Below are 1,751 nucleotides of genomic sequence, written 5' to 3' on the forward strand. Positions count from 1 at the left end.
CGGGCCCGCGGGGTCGTCGACCGCGGCGACCGCCTCGACGCGCCCGTCGACCACGACGCCGCCGTAGCCCTCGATCTCGCGCCGGCCCTCGGCGACGAGCTGCCGCGGCGGCTTCCCGTCGTGGCCGAGCACCCCGTGCATGTGCGCGGCGACGGCGTTGCGCGGCTGACCCGCGTCCACGACGAGCACGCTGCGGCGCGCCCGCGCCAGCATGAGCGCCGCGCTCGACCCCGCGACGCCGCCTCCGACGACGACCGCGTCCCACTCGTGCTGACCTTCGATGCGCTGCGTGATGTCCATGGATCCAGCCTCCCGGCCGGTGTCCCCACGCGCATCACCTCATGCGGGAATGGCAAGGGTCGAGCGGCGGCGGCGGCCTGTCGCCCGGAGTGGGGGTGGGTCGCGGCGTGCGCGTACCCGATCGTTATCGGCCCTGATCAGGGATCCCGATACCTTCTCCCTCACGAGAGGAAATCTCGAGGGTCCGACGGGCCCGCCATCACGGCCGCGTCCCAGGATCGGCCCACCCCGATCAGGAGCCCCATGGACCTCACGCCCGCCGCAGCACGCACCGTGCGACTGCGACGCCCCGTCACCGCGCTGTGCCTCACGGCCGCGCTCGTCGCCGCACCCCTCGCCTGGGCCCCCGCCGCGTTCGCGGCCGTGGATCCCGCGACCGGCACGACGCAGACGGAGGCCGTGGACGCGACCCCGTCCGCCGCGGGCGAGGCCGCCCCGGAGGCGATCGAGACCCCCGCCGTCGAGAGCCCCGCCGTCGAGGCACCCGCGGTCGAGAGCCCGGTCGTCGAGGCCCCTGCCGCCGAGGCGGAGCCCGCCGCCGCCGACGCCCCAGTGCGCGAGCCCGCGAGCATCGCCGTCGATGACGACACCCTCGACCCCGACCAGCCCGTCGACCCGGGCATCGCGCTCGAGGCCACCGGCTTCCTGCCGGGCGAGCCCGTCACCGTGTCCATCACCGCTCCCGCCGGCGTGCAGGTGGACCTGCTACTCCAGGGCGGAGTCGGATCGCCCCTGAAGCTCGGCCCCACCCACCCCGCGGACGACCGCGGGCGCGTGTCCCACCAGGTCATCTTCTCCGGCGTCTACTACGCGACCAACGGCGCGTACACGCTGCACGTGACCGGCGAGGACTCCGGGCTCGTCCTCTCGAAGGACATCACCATCTCCGGGGAGAGCGCCGTCTCCGACGACTCGAACGTGTTCTACCCGGAGGCCCCGGCCATCAGCATCCCCCGCACCACCATCACCCCCGACGACCTCATCGACCCGGGCGTTCCCGTCACCTCGACGGGCTTCTTCCCCGGCGAGCGCGTCACGGCGTCGCTCCGCGGGCCGTCGGGCATCGGCGACGGCTTCGGGATCCGGCCGATCGGCACTTTCGACGACGTCGCCCTCACGCAGCCGGCCGACGAGCGCGGCCGCTGGACGTACACCGCCATCCTCAACGGCGTCTACTACGCGCCGAACGGCGACTACGTGCTGACCCTCACGGGCGAGCGCTCCGACCTGGTCCTCACGCAGGCCTTCACCGTCGCCGGGGAGTCGGGCACGAGCGCCGACGGCGACTTCCCCCAGGCCGTCGCGGGTGGCGACACGCTCCCCGTCACGGGCGGCGGCTCATCGGCCCTCGCCCTGGGCGGAGCAGCCGCGCTGATGCTGCTGGCCGGCGGGGCGCTCGTCCTCCGCCGCCACCGCCGCACCGCGTAGGGGCACCGCACCCCGACCGTCGG

At 74.8% G+C, this 1,751-nt stretch carries 2 protein-coding genes; one reads left to right on the plus strand and one right to left on the minus strand.

Going from position 1 to position 1,751, the window contains the following annotated elements; genetic code table 11:
* Nucleotides 1–300 (minus strand): FAD-dependent oxidoreductase (locus tag DZG00_RS15195; RefSeq protein ID WP_119455806.1); only part of this gene is annotated, 300 nt, incomplete at its 3' end.
* A gap of 243 nt (nt 301–543) precedes the next feature.
* Here DZG00_RS15195 and DZG00_RS15200 point away from each other — a divergent pair.
* On the plus strand, nt 544–1,728 hold the full coding sequence (locus DZG00_RS15200) for an LPXTG cell wall anchor domain-containing protein (protein WP_119383204.1): 1,185 nt from the start codon (nt 544–546) through the stop codon (nt 1,726–1,728).
* The last annotated feature ends 23 nt before the right edge of the window (nt 1,729–1,751 follow it).

The sequence above is a fragment of the Clavibacter lycopersici genome (genome assembly GCF_003576405.1).
Lineage (GTDB): Bacteria > Actinomycetota > Actinomycetes > Actinomycetales > Microbacteriaceae > Clavibacter > Clavibacter lycopersici.